The organism is Sinorhizobium americanum (assembly GCF_001651855.1).
Classification (GTDB): domain Bacteria; phylum Pseudomonadota; class Alphaproteobacteria; order Rhizobiales; family Rhizobiaceae; genus Sinorhizobium; species Sinorhizobium americanum.
The window spans coordinates 107,936-132,653 of record NZ_LNQC01000041.1 but is presented as its reverse complement, the minus strand read 5'-3'; the positions used below and the strand labels follow the sequence as shown (position 1 = coordinate 132,653).

Here is a 24,718-nt window from a genome sequence, read left to right as displayed (position 1 = left end):
GAGGGGAAGGCTCAGAAGAGGCCGTTGGAGCCGGAGGTCACGGCCTGGTTAGCCTGCGGGGAGTTCTTCAGGATCTCCTCCGGCGGCGCATATTCGTCGAGGTCGCCGATGACCGAGAAGGTTTCGGCCGGACCGGTGCCCGGCTTGAAGGCTTCGATGATCGTGTCCGGCTCGCCTTCGACCGCCGCCATGCCCGTCTTCCGGTTGACCGGGATGAGGTTCATGCCTTCCGGGACCACGAACTTGCCCGGCTGCGTCCCCTTGACCGCTTCCTGCATAAAGGCGTTGAAGATCGGTGCCGACAGGCTGCCGCCCGTCGCGCCACGGCCGAGCGGCGCCGGGTCGTCGAAGCCGAGATAGAGGCCGGCGACGAGATCGGGCGTGTAGCCGACGAACCAGGCGTCTTTCTCATCGTTGGTCGTGCCGGTCTTGCCGGCGACCGGGCGATCCAGCTTGATCTTGCCCGCCGCCGTACCACGGGTGATGACGCCCTCCATCATGGATGTGATCTGGTACGACGTCATCGGGTCGAGGACCTGCAGGCGGTTGTCGGTCAAGACCGGCTCTTCCTGCTCTGCCCAGTTATCGGCGTTGCAGTTGTCGCAGGTGCGGTCCTCATGACGGAAAATCGTCTTGCCGTAGCGGTCCTGGATGCGGTCGATCAACGACGGCTTGATCTGCTTGCCGCCATTGGCGAGGACCGCATAGGCGGAAACCATGCGCAGCACGGTCGTCTCGCCGGAGCCGAGCGACATGGAAAGCAGCGGCGGCATCTTGTCGTAGATGCCGAAACGCTCGGCATATTCGGCGACGAGGTTCATGCCCATGTCGTTGGCAAGCCGCACCGTCATGAGGTTTCGCGACTTTTCGATGCCGAGGCGCAGCGTCGAAGGACCGGCGGAGCCGCCCCCGTAGTTTTCCGGCCGCCAGACCTGGCCGCCGGCGACGATCTCGATCGGCGCATCGAGAATGACCGAGGCGGGCGTGTAGCCGCTGTCGAGGGCTGCCGCATAGACGAAGGGCTTGAAGGAGGAACCGGGCTGGCGCATCGCCTGTGTGGCGCGGTTGAACTCCGACTGGCCATAGGAGAAGCCGCCCACCATCGCCAGGACACGGCCGGTATGTGGATCCATCGCGACTAGGCCGCCCTGCACCTTCGGGGGCTGGCGAAGGCGATACTCGCCCTTTTGCTCGAGCGGCTCGACATAGACGACATCGCCCGGACCAACCACGCCCTCCGGGGATTTCGCCGTCTTGCGCTGGCCGCCGGCGACGCGGTAGGCCCATTGCATGTTCTCTGCGGAAATGTGCCCGGTGACCCGTTCGGCGACGATCTTCCCCGAGGCTTCCTTCTCCGGCTGAATGCCGATTTCGGCACCTTCGCTGTCGACGGCGAGCACGACGGCGAGTTTCCATTCCGGCACGTCGTTCAATGTCGGAATCTTGCTCAGAGGCTCGCCCCAGTCGCCGCCGATCTCGATCGTCTTGACCGGCCCGTGGAAGCCGCGGCGCTCGTCGTAGCTCAAGAGCCCATCCTGCAGCACCTTGCGCGCGATGATCTGCAGGTGCGGATCGAGCGACGTCCGAACCGACAGCCCACCCTCGTAGAGGGCGTTGTCGCCATATTTCTGGATGATCTGCCGGCGCACCTCTTCGGCGAAATAGTCCGAAGCGAAAAGATGGGCGCCGCCACGACGCGGCGCCACGCCGAGGTCCTGCTTCTTCGCCTCCTCACCGTCAGCCTTGGTCACATAGCCGTTCTCGACCATGCGATCGATCACCCAGTTGCGGCGCTCGATCGCCGCCTCGGTCTTGCGGAACGGGTGATAGTTGGCCGGTCCCTTCGGCAGCGCAGCAAGATAGGCGGCTTCGGCGACGGTCAGTTCCGTGACCGACTTGTCGAAATAGGTGAGCGACGCGCCGGCGACGCCGTAGGAATTCAGGCCGAAGAAGATCTCGTTCAGATAAAGTTCGAGAATGCGATCCTTGGTATAGGCCTGCTCGATCCGGAAGGAGAGGATCGCCTCCTTGATCTTGCGGTCGATCGTCTGGTCGGCGGTCAGCAGGAAGTTCTTCGCCACCTGCTGGGTGATCGTCGAGGCTCCGACCGGGCGGCGGCCCGAGCCGAAGTTCTGGATGTTGACGGCGATAGCGCGCGCCAAGCCGGTAACGTCGACGCCCGGATGCTTGTAGAAGTTCTTGTCCTCGGCCGAGATGAAGGCTGCCTTGACGCGATCCGGTATGGCCTGGATCGGCAGATAGAGGCGGCGCTCGCGCGCATATTCGGCAATCAGCGCACCGTTCCCGGCGTGAAAGCGGGTCGTGACCGGCGGCGCATACTTGGCCAGCACCTCATAATCGGGCAGATCCTTGGTGATCGCGCCGAGATAGATTGCGACCGCCGCGGCGACCCCGAGCAGCAGAAACGCACCAATGCCAAAAAAATATCCTATCAGTCTGATCATCAGCCAGATACCGGTACCTTATTGTCCCATCGCCGGGTCGCCATTCAAAGGACCCACTGTCGCAAGCCAAGCGGCCGCGCCAACCGCTTTCCTCGAAAATCGGCCGGCACGACAGCTACACGCTTCGCGGGTTCCCTCATATGGCGAGGAAACTCAAGCTTCAACATCGTTTCCCAACAAATCGGGACGCCCTTCCCCCAAAGGCCGGGATTGTGAGTAAAATAGGGCTGGTGTTCGGTTATACCGTGCGCATCTCGCCGAAAAGCATATCGCTGTTACGCTGGCGACACAAATCACATCCCGGCGTGACTGCCTTCGGAAGGCTTCACCCGCCGTTCGCGACCGCCGTCTGGCGATAGCGCCGGACGGCAACGGCCAACAGTTCAGACACCTTCTTGCGCCATGCCGGATCGAGCAATTGCTTCTCGTCTTCCTTATTCGACAGGAAGCCGAGTTCGAGCAGAATCGACGGGACATCCGGCGCCTGCAGGACGCGGAAGCCGGCATGACGGTGCGGATTGTTGATCAGCTTGATCTGTCCTTCGAAGGAGGTGACGACGCTGCGCGCCAGATTGACTGAAAATGCCTGGGTTTCGCGGCGAGTGAGGTCGATGAGAATGTCCGCGACCTCGGCCGGCTCGCTTTCGAGCGGAATGCCGGCAATCTCGTCGGAAAGATTTTCGCGGGCGGCAAGATCGGCAGCCAGATGGTCGGACGCTTTGTCGGAGATCGTATAGACCGTGGCGCCACGGATATCCTTCTGCCTCAGCGTGTCGGCATGGACGGATATGAACAGGTTGGCGCTTCTCTGCCGAGCGATCTGGACACGCTGCGGCAAGGACAGGAACTCGTCACCGTCCCGCGTCAGAAAGGCATCGATACCGGGCTCGCGGTTGAGCGTCGCCACCAGATCCCGCGCAAAATCCAGCGTAACGTGCTTCTCCTCCGTCTTGGTGACGCTGCCGATGGCGCCGGTGTCGATGCCGCCGTGCCCGGCATCGACAGCAACCACGAAGGCGCCCGGAGCTTTCGCCGGCGCGGGGGCCGGACGGTCGGTCTTGGCGACCCGCACCGTTCCCGTCCACTTCTGGTCGCCCAAGAGCGTGTCGAAGCGGGCCCTGTCGATCTTCTCGGCATCGATGATGAGCCGGAAGCCCTTGCCGTCTTCCTCCGGCTTCACTTCCGCATGGGTGACTTCGGTCGGCCCTTTGGCGGAGAGCACCAGCCGCGAAGCCCCCGCCCCCATCCCGCCATAGCGAATGGCATCGAAGAGCCCCCGCGGCTCTAGGCTCTCCGGCTTCAGGCCAAAGGATGTCTCCGGCAGGTCGATGATGACGCGAACCGGATTTGCGACGTAGTGAATGGAGAATTCGGGATTACGATCGAATTCGATGACGATCCGCGTCCGCGCATCGTCGCCGGCGACCCGCGCCCCGTAAGCCAGTAACGGAGCAGCATCGTCGGCCGCTCCTGCAGCGACGGGCAAGAGGACGGACATCGCCGCAAACAGGACGGCAAACACACGTGCGACGCGACGCGACAGCCTCTTTGCATGCGGCCAGTGCCGCTCTGTTGCGGAACGCTTCACCCGGGCTCCCCCATCGTCATTCGAAATCCGGCGCAGAGCCCCAGGAGCCGCCACCGTCACTGCCCACCAATGAACCCTGATGGTTAACCAAACCTTGCCGCGACGCCACCGAAGGCGACGAATGCGACCCGGTTCGAAACCTATCCAAGGCTCACTGAACACCAGATTTCACCCGGGCAAGCGAATCGATCAATATTGTGGCGGCAAAGGCTTTTCCCTTGCCAATGTGACATAGAAAACATAAAAGCGTCACAAGGAGAAAGTGTTGACGGGATAGAATCGTCGGCCGGGCAGCCGGAGCTTCGAGAAGCTTGGCGCCAGGGAAGTGATCGAGCCGGAACAGCCGGTTGCAACCGTATCATGCTTCCGCGGCCGCAGGTGTTCATCCGCCGTCGCTGCATTTCCTCCCGTACACTGGATCGCAATTTCCGGCGGTGGCCGGAGTTCTTGATGGTGATTTTCACCGACTGCCCGCAAGCGGGCGTATTCATCGGGCCTCCTCTCGAGGTCCAGGACATTGGCATTCTTGTTTGGTCTTTGATGTGACTCAGCAGCATCGGTCAGGAGTAAAGAGGCCCCGGGACGAGATCGTTCCGGCTGCCGTCTGGCTGCTGCACCATCACCTGCGCCAAACAGGACCTTTCACATCCGGCGCAGCTTCCGACGCGTTCGACAGCCTTCCAAGCGAAGTGCCTCTGTCTGCCGTTGCCCTGCGCCGAGGAGCAGAGCTTAGATGGCAGAGAAAATGCTTATCGATGCGTCTCACTCAGAGGAGACGCGCGTTGTTGTCGTTCGCGGGAACCGCATAGAAGAATTCGATTTCGAATCGGAACATAAGAAGCAAATCCGCGGCAATATCTATCTGGCCAAGGTGACCAGAGTGGAGCCTTCGCTCCAGGCGGCCTTCGTCGATTATGGCGGCAATCGCCACGGCTTCCTGGCCTTCGCCGAAATTCACCCCGACTACTACCAGATCCCCCTCGCCGACCGTCAGGCGCTTTTGAAGGCGGAAGCCGAAGAGGCTCGCCGCGAGGACGACATCGAGCCGGTCGAAACCGCCGATGAGCAGATCGGCGCGCCGACAAAGGACGAGGCTCCGGCTGAAGCCGGAGCCTCCGAGACAGTCGAGCCAACCGAGACGGCCGAACCGGAAACGGAAGTCAAGACAGAGGCTGAGAAGCCCAAGGCCAAGCCGAAGCGCACGCGCCGGGCGAAGCCCAAGACCAGCGAACAAAAGGAAGAAGTTCAGGGCGACGCCGAGGCGAGCGACGAGGACAGCAGCGGTGAAATGGCCGCGATGGTCGACGTCGACTCGATCTCGGAAGACGTCGATGCGCGCCGCCGCCGCGACGACGATGATGACGATGACGACGGCCATGACGGCGAGAAGGAAATCATCGAGTCCGTCGGTGCCGAAGACGCGATGGAGGAAGTCCCGGACCGGCAGGTCCGCAAGCCTCGCAAGCAATACCGCATCCAGGAAGTGATTAAGCGCCGGCAGATACTGCTCGTCCAGGTGGCGAAGGAAGAACGCGGCAACAAGGGCGCGGCGCTCACCACCTATCTTTCGCTCGCCGGCCGCTATTCGGTGCTGATGCCGAACACGGCGCGCGGCGGCGGCATCTCCCGCAAGATCACCAACCTGCAGGACCGCAAGCGACTGAAGGAGATCGCCCGCGGGCTCGACGTGCCGCAGGGCATGGGCGTGATCCTGCGCACCGCCGGCGCCAACCGCACCAAGGTCGAGGTCAAACGCGACTTCGAATATCTGATGCGCCTCTGGGAGAACGTCCGGACGCTCACCTTGAACTCGACCGCGCCCTGCCTCGTCTATGAGGAAGGCAGCCTGATCAAGCGTTCGATCCGCGATCTCTACAACAAGGACATCAGCGAGATCATCGTTTCCGGCGAAGAAGGCTACAAGGAAGCCAAGGGCTTCATGAAGATGCTGATGCCGAGTCACGCGAAGGTCGTGCAGCCCTATCGCGACGTGCATCCGATCTTCTCGCGTTCGGGCATCGAAGCCCAGCTCGACCGCATGCTGCAGCCGCAGGTGACGCTGAAGTCGGGCGGCTATATCATCATCAACCAGACCGAGGCGCTTGTTTCGATCGACGTGAACTCCGGTCGCTCGACCCGCGAGCATTCGATCGAGGATACCGCGCTGCAGACCAATCTGGAGGCCGCCGAGGAAGTCGCGCGACAGCTGCGTCTTCGCGACCTCGCCGGCCTAGTGGTCATCGACTTCATCGACATGGAAGAAAAGCGCAACAACCGCGCAGTCGAGAAGAAGCTCAAGGATTGCCTGAAGAACGATCGGGCGCGCATCCAGGTCGGCCGCATCTCGCATTTCGGCCTGCTTGAAATGTCGCGCCAGCGCATCCGCGCCTCGGTGCTCGAAAGCACGATGCAGTCCTGCCCGCATTGCAACGGCACGGGCCATGTTCGCTCGCAGTCTTCCGTCGCGCTGCATGTGCTGCGCGGTATCGAGGAACATCTGCTCAAGAACACCACGCACGACATCACGGTCCGTACGATCCCGGAGATCGCGCTTTACATTCTCAATCAGAAGCGCGGCACGATCACAGATTATGAGCGGCGCTTCGGCGTCTCGATCATCATCGAGGCGGACGCCCATGTGGGCGCCCAGCACTTCGCGATCGACCGCGGCGAACCGGTCGAAAATCCGGTGAAGATCGAACAACTCCTCCATTTTGCCCCTGAACCGGAAGACGAAGAAGAAGACGTCATAATCGAGGAAGATCTGGACGAGGAGGAAGCGGAAGAAAGCAGCGCTGAACGCCGGGAACAGCCTAAGACGCAGCAGTCGGACGATCAGGGTGGCCGCAAGCGCAAGCGTCGCCGCCGCCGTCGCGGCAAGGGCGCAGGCCAAACGCCGGAATCGGTCGCAGCGGAATCCGAAGACATGGCCGAGGGTACAGTTGACGACGCCGACGAGGCCGAGGACGAAGGCGAGGATGCTGTAGCGGCGGACGGCGACCAGAAGCGCAAGCGTCGCCGTCGTGGCAAGCGGGGCGGCCGCCGCAACCGGCCGGAGACCGAGGGTGAGGCCGCGCTTGCCGCAGAATCCGATGACGAGCCGGCCGATGCCGAAAAGGCAGCGGACGCCGATGTTGCTGCCGCCGCGGCCGTCGAACAGGCTGCGAATGCAGCGCCTGTCGCGGCCGAGGCCCTTGCTGCCGAAGCCAAGCCGGCGAAGCCGAAGCGCAGCCGCAAGAAAGCCGTCGCGGCTGAGGCACCGGCGGAAAATGCCGACATGGCGGCCGAACAGGCTATCGAAGCACAGCCGGATGAACCCGTCCCTGCTCAAGTCGAGGAAGCGGTCGCAGACCTGGAGGATGCCAAGCCGGCGCGCTCAAATCGCGATCTGACGACGATTGCCTCCGAGCCCGTGGTCACGTCGAATGTGGCCAAGGCCGACAGCAGCGAAGAAGAGGCGGCCAAGCCGAAAAAAGGCGGCTGGTGGCAGCGCCGCGGCTTCTTCTGAGAAAGCACAGGCTTACCAAAACGAAAGGCCCGGAGCATTCCGGGCCTTTCTTGTTTGTGATGCTCGATTGCCGCAACCGATCCCAAGGCGGCTATTTCAACCAATGAGCAATGCGGTCCATCGCTTCGGCCATGTCGGCGGCCCCGCCGGCGTAGGAAAAACGCATGGTGCGATGCCCTTCGAGCGGATCGAAATCGAAGCCGGGCGTGGCGGCGACATTGATCTCGGCGAGCATGCGGCGGGCGAAGGCCATGCTGTCATTGGTGAAGCGGCTGACGTCCACATAGGCATAGAAGGCGCCGTCCATCGGCGAAGCGATCGAGAGGCCTATTTCGGGCAAGCGCTTCAGCAGAAGGTCGCGATTGGCGGCATAGGCCCGCTTGTAACCATCCAGTTCCTCATGCGCGCCGAGGGCGGCCTCAGCGGCAATCTGGGAGAGCTCCGGCGGAGAAATGTAAAGGCTCTGGGCGATGCGTTCGAAGACACGGACCTGAGCCTCCGGCAGCACCATCCAGCCGATGCGCCAACCGGTCATGCAGTAATATTTCGAGAACGAATTGATGACGACGGCATCATCAGCAATCTCCAGCACCGAGGTCTCCTCGCCGGCGAAGGTCAGCCCGTGATAGATCTCATCGGAGATGAAGGCGATCGATCGGGCGCGGCAATAGTCGGCAAGCGCCGTGAGACGCGCCCTTGCCGTGACCGTCCCGGTCGGGTTTGCGGGGCTGGCAAGAAGCACCCCCTTCAAAGGCTTGCCGGCCTGGGCCGCCGCCCGCTCCAGGCTTTCCGGCGTGAGGGTAAAAGCGGTGTCGGCATTCGCTTCGATTTCGACCACGTTCAGGCCGAGCGCGGCCATGATATTGCGATAGGCGGGGTAGCCGGGCCGAGCGATGGCGACGCAATCGCCCGGATCGAAGAGAGCCAGGAAGGCCAGATTGAAGCCCGCGGAGGAGCCGGTGGTGATCGCGACCCGCTGCGGATCTAACGCGATACCGTGGCGGCTCTGATAGTGTGCGGCGATTGCCCGCTTCAGTGAGAGGGTCCCGAGGGCGTCGGTATAGCCGAGACGGCCGTGCTCCAGCGCCCGACGCGCCGCCTCGAGCGCCGCCTTCGGGGCGGGATGGGCCGGCTGGCCGACCGCCATCGAGATGACGGGATGGCCGGCATCGCGGCGACGCGTCGCTTCCGCCAGTACATCCATGGCATGGAACGGTTCAACGGCGCTGCGTTTCGACATCTGTGCCAATGGCTGACCCTCATGAAGTTGACTGGACGCCCGCCCTTTGCCCGATCGCTGCACGCTTCACAAGTATGGGAGCGCCGCAATTCGGCCGATTTTGCCGTTTCGTTTCGCGCCCGCGCACCCTATGCTCGCTTTCGACGGCAGGCTCGCTATCGTCGTCGTTCTATGAAGATGCGTTGACGCGGCAGTGCGAAATGGGCGACAGACAGGTACGAGAAGACAACGAGGGAATGATGACGCTCAAGAAGAAGATGATTGCCGCCGGAGCGCTGATCGCGCTTGCGGCCGGCATGGCCCTGCCCCAGTCAGCGGCGGCACTCGATGCAAAGCAGAAGGAAGAGATCGGCGCCTTCATCAAGGAATATCTCATCTCCAATCCGGAAGTCATGCTGGAAGTGCAGGAAGCCCTGTCCGCCAAGCAGCGCGCCAAGCAACAGGAAGCGTCGCAAGCCGCGATCGCCAAGAACGAAAAGGCGATCTTCAATTCCGCCTACGACGTGACGCTCGGCAATCCCAAGGGCGATATCACCATCGTCGAATTCTTCGACTACAATTGCGGCTACTGCAAGCGGGCGCTCTCGGACATGGACGAGATCCTCGCGAACGACAAGAACGTCCGTTTCGTCTTGAAGGAACTCCCGATTCTCGGGCCCGACTCGCTTGCCGCGCACAAGGTCAGCGCCGCGTTCCGCTCGATCGCACCGGAGAAGTACGGCGACTTCCACCGCGCCCTGCTCGGCGCCGAGGAGCGGGCAACGGAGGAAACGGCGATTGCCGTTGCCGCCAAGCTCGGGATCACGGAAGAGCAATTGCGCGAGAAGATGGAAGACGATCCGAATGACGCCGCGATGCGCGAAGCCTACACGCTCGCCAACGATCTCGGCATCACCGGCACGCCCTCCTACGTGATCGGCAACGAGGCGGTCTACGGGGCCGTCGGCGCCGCCGAGATCACCGGCAAGGTCGCCAACATGCGCCAGTGTGGCAAGACCGCCTGCTGAGACGCCACGTGGAGCGCGCCACTTGGTTCATTTCCTTCCCATCGGCCTATGACTTGTGGACAAATCCCCGGGAAACCGGGGGGCTTTCCCTCGCCGAACCATCGGTCTATAGGTAACCCTCCCATCACCGGACCGGAATCCCTTATGCCCTCGACGATTTTCGTGCTGAACGGCCCAAACCTGAATGCGCTTGGCAAGCGCGAACCAGGCATCTACGGCGGCCAGACCTTGGCCGACATCGAGGCGATGTGCATAGCGGAGGGGAAGCTTCTGGGCTTCGACGTCGATTTCCGCCAATCGAACATCGAAGGCGTGCTGGTCGATTGGCTGCACGAAGCCGGCGAAAAGGCTGCCGGCGTCGCCATCAATCCGGCCGCCTACGGGCACACGTCGATCGCCATGCACGATGCCATTCGCGCCATCGCCGTTCCCGTCGTCGAACTGCATCTTTCCAACATCCATGCGCGCGAGGAATTCCGCCACAAGTCGATGATTGCGCCGGCCGTCAAGGGCGTAATCTGCGGCTTCGGCGCGCAGAGTTACATTCTGGCGCTGCATGCGCTAAAGAACCTGACAAACACGTCGAAATAAGAAGTACACGAGGCTCATATCCCATGGCTGACAAGAAACCAGGTATCGATCAGGCGCTGATCCGCGATCTCGCCAATATCCTCAAGGATACCGACCTGACCGAGATCGAAGTGGAACAGGACGATCTGCGCATCCGCGTATCGCGGAACGGCACACCTGTCGCGATGCCCATGGCGGCAATGCCCAGCTATCAGCTGCCGGCGGCCGTTGCCGCTGCACCCGCGCCGAACGCTGCGCCCGTCGCCGCACAAGGCCACAATGCCAAGAACGCGGTAACCGCGCCGATGGTCGGTACGGCCTATCTCGCTCCCGCTCCCGGCGCTCGCCCGTTCATCGAAGTTGGTGCGACCGTCAAGGAAGGCCAGACGATCCTGATCATCGAGGCGATGAAGACGATGAACCAGATTCCGGCGCCGCGCTCGGGCAAGGTGACGGAAATTCTCGTGCAGGACGCCGCCCCCGTCGAATATGGCGAACCTCTGATCGTGATCGAATAAGGCACGGTGGCGATGATCTCGAAAATCCTCATTGCCAATCGCGGCGAAATCGCCCTGCGCGTGCTGCGCGCCTGCAAGGAGCTCGGCATCGCGACGGTCGCCGTGCATTCGACTGCAGACAGCGACGCCATGCACGTGCGGCTCGCGGACGAGAGCGTCTGCATCGGCCCGCCGCCGTCGCGCGAGAGCTATCTGAACATCCATCAGATCGTCGCCGCTTGCGAAATCACCGGCGCGGATGCGGTGCATCCCGGTTATGGCTTTCTTTCGGAGAATGCCAAGTTCGCCGATATCCTCGAGGCGCACGGCATCACCTTTATCGGCCCGACGGCCGAGCACATCCGGCTGATGGGCGACAAGATCACCGCCAAGAAGACGGCTGAAGAGCTCGGAATCCCGGTCGTCCCCGGTTCCGACGGCGAAGTGAAGCCCGAGAACGCGCTGAAAGTCGCCCGCGAGATCGGCTTTCCGGTCCTGATCAAGGCGACCGCCGGCGGCGGCGGGCGCGGCATGAAGGTCGCCAGAACCGAGGAAGACCTCGAGCACGCCGTCGCAACGGCACGTTCCGAGGCCGCAGCCGCCTTCGGCAATGACGCGGTCTATATGGAGAAATTTCTCGGAAAGCCGCGCCATATCGAGATCCAGATCGTCGGCGACGGCGAAGGCAATGCGATCCATCTCGGCGAACGCGACTGCTCGCTGCAGCGCCGCCACCAGAAGGTCTGGGAAGAAGCGAATTCGCCGGCGCTCAACGTCGAGCAGCGCATGAAGATCGGCCAGGTCTGCGCCGACGCGATGAAGAAGATGAAGTATCGCGGCGCCGGCACGATCGAGTTCCTCTACGAGGACGGCGAGTTCTATTTCATCGAGATGAACACCCGCCTGCAGGTCGAGCATCCGATCACGGAGGCGATCACCGGCATCGACCTGGTGCACGAGCAGATCCGCGTGGCGTCGGGCGCCGGTCTCTCGGTCAAGCAGGAAGACGTCGTCTTCTCCGGCCATGCCATCGAATGCCGCATCAATGCCGAGGATCCGCGCACCTTCGTTCCCTCCCCGGGCACGATCACGCATTTCCACGCGCCCGGCGGTCTCGGGGTGCGCGTCGACAGCGGCGCCTACCAGGGCTACCGCATCCCACCCTATTATGACAGCCTGATCGGCAAGCTGATCGTCCACGGCCGGACCCGCGTCGAATGCATGATGCGTCTGCGCCGCGTGCTCGACGAGTTTGTCATCGACGGAATAAAGACGACGTTGCCGCTTTTCCAGGACCTGATAAACAATCAGGATATCGCCAACGGTGATTACGATATTCACTGGCTGGAGCATCATCTGGCCGCAACGTCCGCATAGGGTACGAGATTGAAAGGACCGCGCAGCAAACAACCGGAAATCACCCCGGACATGTTGTTGCGCGCCTATTCCATCGGCCTGTTTCCAATGGCCGATTCGGCAGACGATCCGGAGCTCTTCTGGGTGGAGCCGGAGATTCGTGGCGTCATCCCGCTGGATCGGTTTCACGTCTCACACAGTCTCACCAAGCGAATCCGCAAGCGGCCCTTCGAGATTCGCTTCGATACGGCCTTCGAAGCTGTCGTCGAAGGATGCGCACAGCCCGCGCCCGGTCGGCCGACAACGTGGATCAACGACAAGATTCGCTCTCTCTACGCGGCATTGCACCGCATGGGTTATGCCCATAGCGTCGAGGCCTGGGAGGGCGAGAGGCTCGTCGGAGGCCTCTATGGCGTCTCGCTCGGGGCGGCCTTCTTCGGCGAGAGCATGTTCTCGCTGCGCACCGACGCCTCGAAAATCTGCCTCGTGCATCTCGTCGAGCGGCTTCGCGCCAAGCACTTTCAGCTGCTCGACACCCAGTTTACCACCGACCATCTGAAGTCCTTCGGCGCTGTCGACGTGCCGAAGGCCGAGTATGACCTGCTGCTCGCCCGGGCTATCGCCTCGCCGAATCTCGAATTCTAGAGCGCCGCGCGTTCATTTGAACTCGCAAAGGACGCTCTAGCACTTTGAATCTAGAGCATCTTTTCTGCTTTTAGTGGTTCCACTTGAAAGCAGAATGCTCTAGTCGACACGGCGGAGCAGGCGTCTTTCAGCCAAACCGACGCCCTCAGCATGGGTTTGGTGGAAGGGCGCCCTACTGCTTCGCGGCCGTGTCGGGCGCGGGAACGTCGGAGTTTGGCTTGCAGGACTGAAGCCACACATCATATACGGGGTGCTCGACGGCGTTGAGACCCGGGCTGTCGGCAAACATCCAGCCGGTGAAGATCCGGCGGATTTTGCGGTCGAGCGTGATCTCGTCGACATCCACGAAAGTGGTGGTCTTCGGTGCCTCCGTCTCGTCGCGGCTGTAGCAGACATGCGGGGTCACCTGAAGAGCGCCAAACTGCACCGTCTCGCCGATATAGACGTCGAAGGTGGTGATGCGGCCGGTGATCTTGTCGATGCCGGAAAAAACCGCGACGGCGTTGGAGAGGCGCGTAGCGCGTGCCGACTCGACGGCGGAGATCAATGGCAGAGCCAGGAGAAACGCCAGACCGGTGTATCGGGCCGTCCGGCCGATCAAATTCCGCAGACAGAAACCTGCCATTCCCGCCAATCCCCTGCGATGCTGTTTGTCCTGGATAGTCCTTCAGGCGCTAAACCGGAAATGTGGCTGGGCCGTGATCGATCCTCAAGAGAGTCGAGATCGGAACGGCCGGCCCGCCGCCCGGGCTCGACTAGGAGCGCGGCGTCCAGGCGTCGTAGTCGCCGGTCACGCGCGGGCGCTGGCCGGCATTGGCGAGCGAACCTTTCGGCCGGTAGGCGTTGGGTGTGCCCGTCGGGTTCGGGCGATGCGGCTGCTGCCATTCGCGCGCGGCGTATTTTTCGTCGGCGGGAGAAATGTCGGTACGGTGATGCATCCAGCCGTGCCAGCCGGCAGGAATGGCAGAGGCCTCGGCCGGGCCGTTATAGATCACCCAGCGCCGCGTGCGGCCCTCGGAATCCATGCCGCCCTGATAGTAGACATTGCCGAACTCGTCTTCACCGACACGCTGGCCATGCCGCCAGGTATGGAAGCGCGTACCGATCGTCTGTCCGTTCCACCAGGTGAAAATCTGCAGCAGGAGCTTCATAGGCATTCGTCCCTTGCCGGCCGATCGAAGGGGCAGCCGGATATCAAATCTCGTTCCCGCTTATGCCGTGCCACACATGCCTTGTCCAGTGGCCTTGTCCAGTGATTCCACCGGCCCGGCGGTCATTTCACCGGCATCTTGAAGCCGATATGGCTGCGCTCGAAACCGAGCGTTCATAGAAGCGATGCGCATCGATGCGCGCTGCGTTGGACGTCAGCCGCACTCTCGAGGCACCCTTTTCCCGCGCCTCGGCAATGGCGTGGCGGACCATCCGTTCGCCGATACCACGGCCGCGCATATCTTCCCGCGTATGCACGGCCTCGATTACCACGCTGGAACGGCCGCGTCCCGGAAGCGATGTCGAGAACGCCGTCTGGAAGGTTCCAACCACCTCGCCTCCGACGCAGGCGACGTAGAGCGCCTGATGTGTCGAGGCCTTGATCCGCTCGAAAGCGGCCAGATAATCCGCAAAGGCGCCGGCATCGGTCGTGTCGCCGTGACCACCAAGGGTGTCATTTGCAAATAGGGCAACAATCGCCGGCAGGTCCTCGCGTTCAGCTTTGCGAATCTCTAATTCCATGACCGTGTTACCCCGACATACAGATGTTCAGGTGCCGCATCAAACATGGTGAGGCGACAGCGCTGTGACAGCGCATGTGGAGCGCCGGGCACCCGGCAGATCAGGAAAGGCGCTTCTCAAGAATAAGCGCCGGCACACCGGAGTCGTCCTCTCCGCAATTGGCCGTCTTTCCCACGTCCGTGAAGCCATGCGCCCGATAGAAGGCGAGCGCCTGCAGGTTCTCCGGCTCGACCTCCAGCCGCATGCGCTCAGCATCCGGAAAACAGGTTTCGAGTTCGGCGAACATGTCGCGGCCGATGCCGTGCCGTTGGTATTTCGGCAGGACGTAGAACTGATGAAGGATGACGGTCTTTGGAAGCGTATCGGACACGGCCGCAAAGCCCATGCCGGCGATCTCCTTGCCGTTGTCAGCAACGACGAATTCCGCATTCTTTCGTTGCAGCCGAGCCCTCAGGGCATCAAGCGAGTGCCACTTAGCCGTCAGCTCCTCGACCTTGTCGACGCCATAGAGGCTGTCATAAGTCACATGCCAGGTCTCGACAAGCAGAGCGCGTACCTTCTCGAGGTCGCGCTCGCTTGCCGTACGGACGAAGAACATCGTCACTCTTCGATGCCGAGCTTGGACTTGACGAGAGCCTGCACGGCCTGCGGGTTGGCCTTGCCGCCGGTCGCCTTCATCACCTGGCCGACGAACCACCCGGCCAGCGACGGCTTCGCCTTGGCCTTCTCCACCTGATCCGGGTTGGCGGCGATAATTTCATCAACAGCCTTCTCGATGGCGCCGGTATCCGTGACCTGCTTCATGCCGCGGGTCTCGACGATCTCGGCCGGGTCGCCGCCTTCGTTCCAGAGGATTTCGAACAGATCCTTGGCGAGCTTGCCGGAGATGGTCTCGGCCTTGATGAGGTCGATGATGCCGCCGAGCTGCGCCGGCGAAACCGGAGTCTCTTCAATGGCTTTGCCGGCTTTGTTCAAGGCGCCCAGCAAGTCGTTGATCACCCAGTTGGCGGCAATCTTGCCGTCGCGTCCCTCGGCCACCGCCTCGAAGTAGTCGGCGATTGCCTTTTCCGAGACGAGAACCGAGGCATCATAGATGGAGAGCCCGAGGTCGCGGACGAAGCGTTCCTTCTTGTCGTCCGGCAGTTCCGGGAGATCGGCCTCGAGCGCCTTCACAAAAGCGTCGTCGAACTCGAGCGGCAAGAGGTCCGGATCGGGGAAATAGCGGTAGTCGTGCGCGTCCTCCTTGGAGCGCATCGAACGGGTCTCGCCCTTGTTCGGGTCGAAGAGCCGGGTTTCCTGATCGATCGTGCCGCCATCCTCAAGAATCGCGATCTGTCGACGGGCCTCATATTCGATCGCCTGGCCGACGAAGCGGATCGAGTTGACGTTCTTGATCTCGCAGCGCGTGCCGAACGCTTCGCCCGGGCGGCGCACCGAGACGTTGACGTCGGCGCGCATCGAGCCTTCGTCCATGTTGCCGTCGCAGGTGCCGAGATAGCGCAGGATCGAGCGCAGTTTGGTGAGATAGGCCTTGGCCTCGTCCGAAGAACGCAGGTCCGGCTTCGAGACGATCTCCATCAGCGCCACGCCCGAGCGGTTGAGATCGACATAGGACATGGAGGGATGCTGGTCGTGCATCGACTTGCCGGCATCCTGTTCCAGGTGCAGCCGCTCGATGCCGATCTCGACGTCCTCGAACTGGCCCTGGCGGTCCGGACCGATCGAAATGACGATCTTGCCCTCGCCGACGATCGGATCCTTGTACTGCGAGATCTGGTAGCCCTGCGGCAGGTCCGGATAGAAATAGTTCTTCCGGTCGAAGATCGAGCGGTGGTTGATCTTGGCTTTGAGGCCGAGCCCGGTGCGCACGGCCTGCCTGACGCATTCCTTGTTGATGACCGGCAGCATGCCGGGCATGGCCGCATCGACCAGCGAGACGTTGGCATTCGGAGCATTGCCGAACTCGGTCGACGCCCCGGAGAACAGCTTCGAATTGCTCAGCACCTGGGCATGCACCTCCATGCCGATGATGACTTCCCAGTCGCCTGTAGCGCCGGGAATGAAGCGTTTCGGGTCGGGAGTGCGGACGTCGACGATGCTCATCTCATGCTCTTCTTTGAAGCCTGAATTCTGAGGTTTCTCGGTAGAGCAATTGGTTCAGCGGTGCAAGGCTTGTGACATCGGGAGCACATCCCGCTCACCGGTCGAGGATCGCGGTTAACGAAACTTTGGGCACCTTGTGCCTATCGTCAACTATGTCGCCACTGATGATCCTCATCCTTCTCGGATGCATGAACCTTGCAACCTACTGTTTGTTCTGGCTGGACAAGCAAGCGGCGCAGCGCAACGCCTGGCGTGTATCGGAGCGAATGTTACTGACGTTTGCCACGTTCGGCGGCAGTCTTGGGGCGCTTATCGCCTGTCAGGTTCATCGGCACAAGACTCGCAAGCAGCCATTTCGGACTTTGCTTCTCGCGATTGTCACCTTCCATGTCAGCCTTGTTGGCGCCACCGCCGCTACAGATCCCGCATCCCTGAGGCTCCTTGACGCCTTGACGGGCATTTTTTAGAACAAGTCGTCCGAACGGAGTCTTTATGTTCCTTCAGCTTGAGTCCCGGTAAGGGCCCCTGCCCGCATTCCCCAAGAACTGCGCGCACGGGCCGGAAATACGAACCCCGCTCATCTCACGATTGGCGGACCGTTTTCCTGCGTTCTCACGAACGCTACTCCGGAACACTCAACTCATGGACATTTCGCGCGCCGAACAGCGCATTCTTCACCATTTGGCCCAGGGCGGCCGCATCGAAATCAAACGCATCGGCAAGGCGGTCGCCGAGATCCGCTGCTTCACACGCGACGGCTGGGTCTATCCCGGCGTCGATCTTGAGCTTTTCCGCAAGCTGAAACGCAAGCGGGCGATCAAGTCATCGGGCGGCAGACCCTACCGCATCACCGAACGCGGACTGCATCTCGTCCGCTCGGAACTCGACAACCGATAAAACCTGCCAGCCTGCAACCACGAGCTCAGCTACCGGAGATACTTCACATCTCCGGTAGCTCAACCTGTACTTGCCGCAAATTATCAGATGCGCTCCGACATCGGTTCGCTTGCTAGCTGCTTGGAGAGGCCGATGAATTCCATGTCGCGGTCGAGCTTCTGCGAATAGGCGGTCGACAGCCACTTCACCCGGTAGCCGGCGCCTTGGAAGAAGGCGACTGCGGAAACGTTCTGCGCATGCGTCCTGGCGTTCGCGACATCAAAGCCTTCAGCCGCCATGCGCTGCTCCATCTCGGCAAGCAGCGCCTTGCCGAGACCCCTTCCCTGCGCGCCGGGATCGATCCAGAGATCGGAAATCGTGCTGTCGAGATCCTCGCGGGCGGCCCAGCCGCAGATGCGGTTCTCTTCCTCGATGAGGAGAACGGAAAGCCAGTGCTTCGCCAGGAAATCAACGAAGGCGCGCTCCGCTGCCACTCGCATTGCCGCGGCATCGGCCAGTCCTGCAATCGCCTTTGCCCAGGCCCTGAGCCCGATCGCCGCAAGGAGACCGGTCTCGTTCTGGCGAGCGTGGCGAATGACGATCATGCGGCGGAGCCCCTTTCCGCTTGCATTACATCATTTCTGGCACCGCTTGACTATTGCCGGCAGAACTGGAGCTGTCTACCACCACTTCGCCGGCGTGAAGCGGCCGGCGGCCTGTTCGATGACATGGGCCGTCTTGAACAACGTTTCTTCGTCGAAGGGCTTGCCGATCAACTGCAGACCGAGCGGCAGGCCCTTGTGATCGAGCCCGCCGGGTACGGCGATCCCGGGAAGCCCGGCCATGTTAACGGTCACGGTGAAGATGTCGTTCAGGTACATCTTGACCGGATCGGACGCCAGGTCCTCATCGGCGATGCCGAAGGCCGAGGACGGCGTGGCCGGGGTGAGGACGGCGTCGACGCCCGCCTGGAAGGCAAGCTCGAAGTCGCGCTTGATCAGGGTGCGGACTTTCTGGGCGCGCAGGTAATAGGCGTCGTAATAGCCCGCCGACAGCACATAGGTGCCGATCATGATGCGGCGCTTGACCTCGCGGCCGAAACCGGCAGCGCGCGTCTTCTCATACATGTCGACGATGTCCTTGCCGTCGACGCGCAGGCCATAGCGCACCCCGTCGTAGCGCGCGAGATTGGACGACGCTTCGGCCGGCGCGACGATATAGTAGGCCGGCAACGCGTATTTGGTATGCGGCAGCGTGATATCGACGATCTCGGCGCCGGCTTCCTTCAGCCAGGCGATGCCCTGCTGCCAGAGAGCCTCGATTTCCTCGGGCATGCCGTCGACGCGATATTCCTTCGGAATGCCGATTTTCATGCCCTTGATCGACTGACCGATCGACGCCTCGTAGTTCGGAATCGGAATGTCGACGGAAGTCGTGTCCTTGGCGTCGACGCTTGCCATCGACTTCAGAAGGATCGCCGCATCGCGCACGTCGCGGGCGATTGGGCCGGCCTGGTCGAGCGAGGAGGCGAAGGCGACAATGCCCCAGCGCGAGCAGCGGCCATAGGTCGGCTTGATGCCGACGGTGCCGGTGAAGGCCGCCGGCTGGCGGATGGAACCGCCGGTGTCGGTTGCCGTCGCGCCTGCACAGAGTTGGGCCGCGACTGCTGCCGCGGAACCGCCGGAGGAGCCGCCAGGCACGAGATCCATGTTCGATCCCTTGGCGCGCCACGGGTTCTTGACCGCGCCGTAATATGAGGTCTCGTTGGACGAGCCCATGGCGAACTCGTCCATGTTCAGCTTGCCGAGCATGACCGCGCCGTCGTTCCAGAGGTTCTGGGTGACGGTCGACTCATAGCGCGGCTTGAAGCCGTCGAGGATGTGGCTGCAGGCCTGTGTGTGCACGCCTTCGGTGCCGAAAAGGTCCTTGATGCCGAGCGGGATGCCTTCGAGCGCGCCGGCATTGCCGGCGGCGATACGGGCATCGGAAGCCTTGGCCATCTCGCGCGCCTTTTCCGGCGTCACGGTGACATAGGCGTTGATCGTCTCATTGGCTGCCTCGATCGCTGAGACGTAGGCTTCGGTCAATTCGACCGCGGTGATTTCCTTGGCGGAAAGCTTGGCGCGGGCTTCGGCGATCGTGAGGCGGGTCAGGTCGGTCATGGTGCAATCGAACTTTCGAAATCTGGACGCGGGCGGCGGGAAGCGGCTCTTACTCGACCACCTTCGGGACGAGGAAGAAGTTGCGGTCCGAATTCGGCGCATTGGCCACGATGTCGGCCGCCTTGTCGCCGTCGGCGACAATGTCGTCCCGCTTCTTCATCTCCATCGGCGTCACCGATGTCATCGGCTCGACGCCATCGACGTTGACTTCGGAAAGCTGTTCGACGAAGCCGAGGATGCCGTTGAGCTCGCCGGTCATCCGTTCGGCTTCCTCGTCACTGACGGCAATGCGGGCGAGGCGCGCGACACGCTTCACGGTGGCAAGGTCAACGGACATGGTCGTCTCCAGTATCTCAAAGTTTCCCCCGCTATAAAGGCGAGTTGCACAACGTGCAACTGGGGGAAACGTCGGCGAGCCGGCCCTGCGCTTCGTGCTGTCCTTCGTCAGGCGGTGACGACGCCGCCGATCTCGGGCGTCGCGACCAGGGTCGAGGCGCCGTCCATGCCGGTGACGAAGGTCTCCGGCGTCCGGTCGATGATCGGAAACGAGCCGTAATGGCAGGGGATGGCGGTGTTGAACTTGAAATAGCGCTGGCAGGCGAGCGCCGCCACCGCACCGCCCATGGTGAAGCGGTCGCCGATCGGCACTATGCCGATATCCGGCTGGTGCAGTTCCTGGACGAGCGCCATGTCGGAGAAAATGTCCGTGTCTCCCATGTGATAGAGCGTCGGCTCGTCATCAAAATGAAGGACAAGACCGTTGGCATTGCCGAGGCAGTGCGAAACGCCGTCCTCGGTAATCTGCGCGGAGGAGTGCAGGGCATTGACAAAGGTGGCCGAGAAGGCGCCGAGTTGGATCGTTCCGCCCGTGTTGCCGGGCTCGATGTTCGAGATGCCGTGCCGTCCGAGCCACATGCACAGATCGAAGTTGGCAACGACGATCGCGCCGGTCTCCTTGGCGATCGCCACCGTGTCGCCGACGTGATCGCCGTGGCCGTGCGTCAGAAGGATATGCGTCAGCCCGGCAGCAGCTGCCGTGCGCTCGCTGTCCGGGAACGCCGGATTGCCGGTGAAGAAGGGATCGATCAGAATCTTCGCCTTCGCGGTCTCGATATGAAAGGCGGAATGACCCAGCCATTTGATCTTCATGACGTTCTCCCTGAAATCATCGCGGCGTCGAAGCAAGCCACAAAGGTGATCGATTTATCTGCCGGACAAGCATATGGATCAGACCAGCGAAGCGGAAAGATCGAATCGGCCAATTCCATGACAATTCTCACCATCGAAGAACTCGCCGCGCGGCTGCCGCCACATCAGGCGATCGCCGGTCTCGATCTCGGCACCAAGACCATCGGCCTCTCGGTATCCGATCTCGGGCGGCGCTTCGCAACGCCGCGCGAGGTGATTCGGCGCGTCAAGTTCGGCGTCGATGCGCAAGCGCTGCTGGCGATCGCGGAAAAGGAAAAGGTCGGCGCCTTTGTCATCGGCCTGCCGGCCAACATGGACGGAACGGAAGGACCGCGCTGCCAGGCAACGCGCGCCTTCGTGCGCAACATGGGCGAGAGGACCGATATTCCCTTCGTGCTCTGGGACGAACGGCTTTCGACGGTCGCGGCCGAGCGGGTGCTGATCGAAATGGACGTGTCGCGCAGGAAGCGCGCCGAGCGCATCGACTCGGCTGCCGCGTCATTCATCCTTCAGGGAGCGCTCGACAGATTGGCATCACTCGGCAGGGCCGATAGCTCGGCAGACTGAGACGTCGCGCCGCCGAAGCGCGCGCGGAGCCAAGTTGCAATTTGCCGGTGCTTGCGCAGCGCGACGAGGCCGAAAAGGACGATTGTATCGACGACCATCGCCCGCGCCACGAGCGGCGGAATGCTTTCCGGCGGGATTCCGAGGATGTGGCCATAGAGGCGGAAGACTAGGTCGTGCGCGTCGCGCGTCAGCATGAAGATGCCGAAGCTCATGTCGTAATAGGAAAGAGAGTACCAGCCGGTCAGCAGGATGACCGGGCCGCCCCAGAAGACCATGAGCCACTTCATGCGCCCCTCCCCTCGGCCAAGCCGCTGATCAGCGGGTAGATGGCGCGGTCGGCGAGAACAAAGGCCACCAGCCCGACGGCGAGCGTCGCTATGTCGAGCGCCAGCGCAGCGAAAAACATCATCATGATGATCATCAAGCCAGTTCTCACCGAACCGCTCCATTCCGAACGTCATTGAACTGACGCCAGTATCTCCGCCATCGCCGGTTCTCTGCAACGTAAACCATCTGTTAAGGTTAATATTCACAAGCCGAGCCGGCTTGCGGCCCTCACCCAGCCGGCTTTAATAGATAGAGAGAAGACGAGCCGACTTCCTTGCCCCTGCCCGTCCACTGACACTTCCATCTGCATGAGCCGCGATGACCGCCATTTTCGAAAGCATCCTGCCTGTCTTCCTGCTCGTGTTGCTGGGCGTCTGGCTTCGCCGTTCCCGGCTCATCGATCAGGGACTCTGGGTGGGGCTCGAGCAGTTCGGCTACTACTTTCTCTTTCCCGCGCTGCTCTTTTCGACCTTGGCGAAGGCGGATTTCACGGGAATGAGGGCCGACGCCACGGCCGTCGCGGCAATCGGCAGCGTCACTCTGATGTCGATCGCGCTGCTGCTTGTCTGGCCCCTCCTGCGCAACAACGGCATTTCCGGCGCCACCTTCACCTCGATCTTCCAGACTGCGACGCGCTGGAATGCCTTCATAGCGCTCGCAATCGCTGAAAAGCTCTACGGCGCACTTGGCCTGAGCCTGACCGCGCTGGTGATGGCGCTGATCATCATTCCGATCAACTTCTACAATGTCGCCGTGCTGGTCTGGTTCGGCGGCGGCAGCCGCGGCATCGGCCTGTTCTTCCTCCGGATCGTCACCAATCCGCTCATCGTCGCGTCGGCACTGGGCATCCTGTGCAATCTTGCGGGGATCGAGCTCTATTCGCCGGTCATGCGGACGATCGACATGCTGGCGAGCGCGTCGCTCAGCCTGGGCCTGATCCTGGTGGGCGCTGGACTGAAGATCGCCGACGCCCTGAAGCCGAGCGCGCCCGCCGTCCTGGCGGTCGCACTGAAACTGATCGCCATGCCGATCTTCATGGTTGCCGGCAGCGCACTGCTCGGCATCAGCGGCGATGCCCTGGTGATCATCGGCCTCGGCGCTGCCGTACCGACGGCAATGAACGGCTACATCCTCGCCAAGCAGATGGGGGGAGATGCGGAGCTCTACGCCGCCGTCGCCACGATACAGACGGCCGTGTCGTTCTTCACGATACCGCTCGTCCTTTTCGTCACGGGCTACGCCGCGGCGGGATAGAGAAGATCGAGCACATAGGCGGAATCGAAGCGGGAATCGAGCATGCCGTAGGTGGCGCGCCAGCCGGCAGCCAATCGCGACTCCAGAAAGGCATCGGCGATGCGGCCGGCGCCCAGCCGATAGAGTTCGGCGGCCGCCCCCGCCAGCGCCAGCTGTTCGACCAGCATGCGCGCCGCGCCTTCGTCGCGCTCGCAGAGCGACATGGCGGCACGCAGGACATCAATTGTCTTGGGGCCAGACGGTCCGAGATCGCGGCTGAAGACGGAGAACAACTGCTCGAACAGTTCCTTGCGGCGGCCGAGCACGCGCAGCACGTCGAGCGCCATGACGTTTCCGGAGCCCTCCCAGATCGCGTTGACCGGCGCTTCGCGATAATGCCGGGCAAGCGCCCGCTCTTCCACGTAGCCATTGCCGCCAAGGCACTCCATCGCTTCATAGATCAAGGCGGGGGCAATCTTGCAGCACCAGTATTTCGCGACGGGCGTCATGATCCGGGCGTAGGCTGCATCCTCGGCACTGCTGTGCGCATTGTCGAAGGCTTCAGCCAGGCGGAACGACAGCGCGCTTGCGGCGGCAACGTCAAGCGCCATGTCGGCGAGCACCCGCGTCATCATCGGCTGGCTGACGAGCGTCTTGCCGAAAACCTTGCGGCCGCGGGTATGGTGCACGGCCTCGGCGAGCGAGGCACGCATCATCCCGGCCGAAGCGAGCGCGCAATCGAGCCTGGTCAGCGTCACCATGTCGAGGATCGTGCGAAGGCCCGCATCCGGCGTGCCGAGCAGGAAGCCGAAAGTATCCGAGAACTCTACCTCCGACGAGGCATTTGAACGGTTGCCGAGCTTGTCCTTGAGGCGCTGGAAGCGCAGGCCGTTGGCGGCGCCGTCCTCGAGCAGCCGCGGCACGAGGAAACAGCCGAGCCCCTCGCGGGTTTGCGCCAGCATGACGAAGGCGTCGCTCATCGGCGCCGACATGAACCATTTGTGGCCGTTCAGACGGTAGATCCCCTCGCCGACCCGCTCGGCGGTCGAGGTGTTTGCCCGCACATCCGTGCCGCCCTGCTTCTCCGTCATGCCCATGCCGATCGTCACCGCGGACTTCTGCATCCAGGGCCGGTTGGTCGAGTCGTATTTGCGTGACAGAATTTTCGGCGCCCACTCCTTCTGGACCGCCGGCGAGGCGGTGATCGCGGCGACGGAAGCGCTGGTCATCGTCAGCGGGCAAAGATGCCCGCATTCGAGCTGCGCCGTCAGATAGAAGCGGAGCGCCCTCACCTTGTGCGACCGACCGCGCTCGTCCGGCAGGTTCTCCCAGGCGGAGGAGTGCAATCCGGTCGTCATCGACCGGCGCATCAGTGCATGCCAGGCCGGGTGGAACTCGACGACGTCGAGGCGTTCGCCGCGTGGTCCGTGGGTCTTGAGCTTCGGCACGCCGTCATTGGCCATGCGCGCCAGTTCCTGCGCCTCGGGCGTCGTCACATAACGGCCGAGCGCGTCGAATTCGTCGCGAAGCGTCTTCGACATGCTTGACGTGATGTCGACCACCAGGGGGTCGGAGCGATAGGCATTGATACCGGACCAGGGCTTCGGCTGGTTCAGTTCGGCGAGTTTCTGTTCGGTCCGGTTCATCTGATTCAT

The 24,718-nt window shown here is 62.3% G+C and carries 23 protein-coding genes and 2 pseudogenes; 10 read left to right on the top strand and 15 right to left on the bottom strand.

Annotated elements, in window-relative coordinates:
• Positions 1 to 11: 11 nt before the first annotated feature.
• Positions 12 to 2,465, bottom strand: a complete 2,454-nt coding sequence (locus ATC00_RS05335) for a penicillin-binding protein 1A (RefSeq protein ID WP_037383015.1) — start codon at positions 2,463 to 2,465, stop codon at positions 12 to 14.
• Between the two features lie 325 nt (positions 2,466 to 2,790).
• The gene (locus ATC00_RS05330; RefSeq protein ID WP_064252203.1) at positions 2,791 to 3,963 is read right to left on the bottom strand and encodes an N-acetylmuramoyl-L-alanine amidase; all 1,173 of its coding nucleotides are present in this window, start codon (positions 3,961 to 3,963) and stop codon (positions 2,791 to 2,793) included.
• An 823-nt stretch (positions 3,964 to 4,786) separates the two neighbouring features.
• Here ATC00_RS05330 and ATC00_RS05320 point away from each other — a divergent pair.
• Complete coding sequence (locus tag ATC00_RS05320) at positions 4,787 to 7,561, top strand: Rne/Rng family ribonuclease (protein ID WP_064252195.1); 2,775 nt, start codon at positions 4,787 to 4,789, stop codon at positions 7,559 to 7,561.
• A gap of 91 nt (positions 7,562 to 7,652) precedes the next feature.
• Here ATC00_RS05320 and ATC00_RS05315 read toward each other — a convergent pair whose 3' ends face one another.
• Positions 7,653 to 8,810: a pyridoxal phosphate-dependent aminotransferase gene (locus ATC00_RS05315; RefSeq protein WP_082912046.1), complete on the bottom strand. Its 1,158-nt coding sequence runs from the start codon at positions 8,808 to 8,810 to the stop codon at positions 7,653 to 7,655.
• Positions 8,811 to 9,040: 230 nt separating this feature from the next.
• Between ATC00_RS05315 and ATC00_RS05310 the strand changes: the two genes are divergently transcribed.
• The 5 genes from ATC00_RS05310 to aat all read left to right on the top strand — a co-directional run bounded on the left by ATC00_RS05310 (position 9,041) and on the right by aat (position 12,876).
• Positions 9,041 to 9,808: a DsbA family protein gene (locus ATC00_RS05310; protein WP_052035477.1), complete on the top strand. Its 768-nt coding sequence runs from the start codon at positions 9,041 to 9,043 to the stop codon at positions 9,806 to 9,808.
• 144 nt (positions 9,809 to 9,952) lie between these two features.
• A complete protein-coding gene (aroQ, locus tag ATC00_RS05305; protein ID WP_037383008.1) occupies positions 9,953 to 10,399 on the top strand; it encodes a type II 3-dehydroquinate dehydratase in 447 nt (148 codons plus the stop codon).
• Positions 10,400 to 10,422: 23 nt separating this feature from the next.
• Complete coding sequence (gene accB, locus ATC00_RS05300) at positions 10,423 to 10,896, top strand: acetyl-CoA carboxylase biotin carboxyl carrier protein (protein WP_037383006.1); 474 nt, start codon at positions 10,423 to 10,425, stop codon at positions 10,894 to 10,896.
• 12 nt (positions 10,897 to 10,908) lie between these two features.
• Positions 10,909 to 12,252: an acetyl-CoA carboxylase biotin carboxylase subunit gene (gene accC, locus ATC00_RS05295; RefSeq protein ID WP_037383004.1), complete on the top strand. Its 1,344-nt coding sequence runs from the start codon at positions 10,909 to 10,911 to the stop codon at positions 12,250 to 12,252.
• A gap of 9 nt (positions 12,253 to 12,261) precedes the next feature.
• On the top strand, positions 12,262 to 12,876 hold the full coding sequence (gene aat / locus ATC00_RS05290) for a leucyl/phenylalanyl-tRNA--protein transferase (RefSeq protein WP_037383003.1): 615 nt from the start codon (positions 12,262 to 12,264) through the stop codon (positions 12,874 to 12,876).
• Positions 12,877 to 13,048: 172 nt separating this feature from the next.
• Here the strand turns inward: aat and ATC00_RS05285 are convergent.
• From ATC00_RS05285 to gatB, 5 genes and pseudogenes are all read right to left on the bottom strand, one after another.
• A pseudogene (locus ATC00_RS05285) lies at positions 13,049 to 13,405 on the bottom strand (DUF2155 domain-containing protein); the annotation flags it as partial.
• A gap of 226 nt (positions 13,406 to 13,631) precedes the next feature.
• Positions 13,632 to 14,027, bottom strand: coding sequence for an NADH:ubiquinone oxidoreductase subunit NDUFA12 (locus ATC00_RS05280; protein WP_037383000.1), 396 nt, complete (start codon positions 14,025 to 14,027; stop codon positions 13,632 to 13,634).
• A gap of 122 nt (positions 14,028 to 14,149) precedes the next feature.
• A pseudogene (locus tag ATC00_RS05275) lies at positions 14,150 to 14,607 on the bottom strand (N-acetyltransferase family protein).
• Between the two features lie 100 nt (positions 14,608 to 14,707).
• On the bottom strand, positions 14,708 to 15,205 hold the full coding sequence (locus ATC00_RS05270) for a GNAT family N-acetyltransferase (protein WP_064252193.1): 498 nt from the start codon (positions 15,203 to 15,205) through the stop codon (positions 14,708 to 14,710).
• A gap of 2 nt (positions 15,206 to 15,207) precedes the next feature.
• A complete protein-coding gene (gatB, locus tag ATC00_RS05265) occupies positions 15,208 to 16,710 on the bottom strand; it encodes an Asp-tRNA(Asn)/Glu-tRNA(Gln) amidotransferase subunit GatB (RefSeq protein WP_064252192.1) in 1,503 nt (500 codons plus the stop codon).
• A gap of 164 nt (positions 16,711 to 16,874) precedes the next feature.
• On the opposite strand from gatB, the gene ATC00_RS05260 reads away from it, so the two are divergent.
• Together ATC00_RS05260 and ATC00_RS05255 are read left to right on the top strand one after the other, a co-directional pair.
• Positions 16,875 to 17,177 (top strand): DUF1294 domain-containing protein, encoded by a 303-nt coding sequence (locus ATC00_RS05260; RefSeq protein ID WP_064252202.1) that lies wholly within the window; start codon positions 16,875 to 16,877, stop codon positions 17,175 to 17,177.
• Positions 17,178 to 17,352: 175 nt separating this feature from the next.
• The gene (locus tag ATC00_RS05255; RefSeq protein WP_064252191.1) at positions 17,353 to 17,607 is read left to right on the top strand and encodes a YjhX family toxin; all 255 of its coding nucleotides are present in this window, start codon (positions 17,353 to 17,355) and stop codon (positions 17,605 to 17,607) included.
• 83 nt (positions 17,608 to 17,690) lie between these two features.
• Here ATC00_RS05255 and ATC00_RS05250 read toward each other — a convergent pair whose 3' ends face one another.
• The 4 genes from ATC00_RS05250 to ATC00_RS05235 form a co-directional block, all read right to left on the bottom strand.
• Entirely contained in the window at positions 17,691 to 18,191 is a 501-nt protein-coding gene (locus ATC00_RS05250; protein WP_064252190.1) for a GNAT family N-acetyltransferase, read from the bottom strand.
• 75 nt (positions 18,192 to 18,266) lie between these two features.
• The gene (gene gatA / locus ATC00_RS05245; protein WP_064252189.1) at positions 18,267 to 19,748 is read right to left on the bottom strand and encodes an Asp-tRNA(Asn)/Glu-tRNA(Gln) amidotransferase subunit GatA; all 1,482 of its coding nucleotides are present in this window, start codon (positions 19,746 to 19,748) and stop codon (positions 18,267 to 18,269) included.
• A 49-nt stretch (positions 19,749 to 19,797) separates the two neighbouring features.
• Positions 19,798 to 20,085, bottom strand: coding sequence for an Asp-tRNA(Asn)/Glu-tRNA(Gln) amidotransferase subunit GatC (gatC, locus tag ATC00_RS05240; RefSeq protein ID WP_037382992.1), 288 nt, complete (start codon positions 20,083 to 20,085; stop codon positions 19,798 to 19,800).
• A gap of 107 nt (positions 20,086 to 20,192) precedes the next feature.
• Complete coding sequence (locus tag ATC00_RS05235; protein ID WP_064252188.1) at positions 20,193 to 20,897, bottom strand: metal-dependent hydrolase; 705 nt, start codon at positions 20,895 to 20,897, stop codon at positions 20,193 to 20,195.
• Positions 20,898 to 21,014: 117 nt separating this feature from the next.
• On the opposite strand from ATC00_RS05235, the gene ruvX reads away from it, so the two are divergent.
• Complete coding sequence (gene ruvX, locus ATC00_RS05230; protein WP_064252201.1) at positions 21,015 to 21,503, top strand: Holliday junction resolvase RuvX; 489 nt, start codon at positions 21,015 to 21,017, stop codon at positions 21,501 to 21,503.
• Here the strand turns inward: ruvX and ATC00_RS32480 are convergent.
• Together ATC00_RS32480 and ATC00_RS32765 are read right to left on the bottom strand one after the other, a co-directional pair.
• The gene (locus ATC00_RS32480) at positions 21,446 to 21,790 is read right to left on the bottom strand and encodes a DUF6105 family protein (RefSeq protein WP_037382989.1); all 345 of its coding nucleotides are present in this window, start codon (positions 21,788 to 21,790) and stop codon (positions 21,446 to 21,448) included. The two genes, ruvX and ATC00_RS32480, sit on opposite strands and share 58 nt — an antisense overlap.
• Positions 21,787 to 21,939: a hypothetical protein gene (locus ATC00_RS32765; RefSeq protein ID WP_162532529.1), complete on the bottom strand. Its 153-nt coding sequence runs from the start codon at positions 21,937 to 21,939 to the stop codon at positions 21,787 to 21,789. The genes ATC00_RS32480 and ATC00_RS32765 overlap by 4 nt, the downstream gene beginning before the upstream one ends.
• A 209-nt stretch (positions 21,940 to 22,148) precedes the next feature.
• Between ATC00_RS32765 and ATC00_RS05220 the strand changes: the two genes are divergently transcribed.
• On the top strand, positions 22,149 to 23,084 hold the full coding sequence (locus ATC00_RS05220) for an AEC family transporter (protein WP_064252187.1): 936 nt from the start codon (positions 22,149 to 22,151) through the stop codon (positions 23,082 to 23,084).
• On the opposite strand, the gene ATC00_RS05215 is transcribed toward ATC00_RS05220, so the two are convergent.
• Complete coding sequence (locus tag ATC00_RS05215; protein ID WP_064252186.1) at positions 23,066 to 24,718, bottom strand: acyl-CoA dehydrogenase family protein; 1,653 nt, start codon at positions 24,716 to 24,718, stop codon at positions 23,066 to 23,068. The genes ATC00_RS05220 and ATC00_RS05215 overlap by 19 nt on opposite strands.